At 69.1% G+C, this 543-nt stretch carries 1 protein-coding gene; it reads right to left on the bottom strand.

The features are described 5' to 3' along the window. Positions 1–292 (bottom strand): cupin domain-containing protein (locus tag EAO71_RS36605; RefSeq protein ID WP_261992529.1); only part of this gene is annotated, 292 nt, incomplete at its 3' end. Positions 293–543: the final 251 nt, after the last annotated feature.

The following is a 543-nucleotide window of genomic DNA, read 5'->3' as shown; positions in this document are numbered from 1 at the left end:
TGTCCTCCGTGAAGCAGGCGATCTCGTACGTGGTGTGGGAGGTGTGGACGGCGGTGGGATGGTCCGCGAGATGGAACGGCGCGGGCCCGCGCACGATGGCCGTGTCGCCCGCGCCGACCGCCCGTTCGGTGCCGTCGGGCAGCAGGAGGGTGCCCCCGCCGCGCAGCACGCTGATCATGGTGAGCGGTGCGTCGTCGGCGAAGCGGATCGTCCAGGGCTCCGTCAGTACGGCGCGGCTGACGACCGAGCCCTCGGCCCGGATGCCGCTCAGGAGTGAACTCAAGGGATCCACGGAACGCATCGTAGACGCTCTCCTATGTTCGGGAGCTTTTCTCCCATGGATCATCCACGTCCTCATGGCTGTACTGGAGGCATCGCATCGCCGAGACCAACCGGGAGACACCGTGCCGCAGCACGACAGCCATGCCGGAACGGCCCTCGTGGTCGTCGCACATCACCGCGCCGATTCCCTCACCGCGCACACGGCCCGCCGTGCCGCCGCCGTGCTCGAAGCCGCCGGACACCGCATCGACCTGCTGGACC

Origin of the sequence: Streptomyces sp. MS191, from assembly GCF_008042125.1 — a bacterium.
GTDB lineage: Bacteria > Actinomycetota > Actinomycetes > Streptomycetales > Streptomycetaceae > Streptomyces.
Note: the sequence above shows the minus strand (reverse complement) of the source record. Positions and strands in the feature narration are given on the sequence as shown.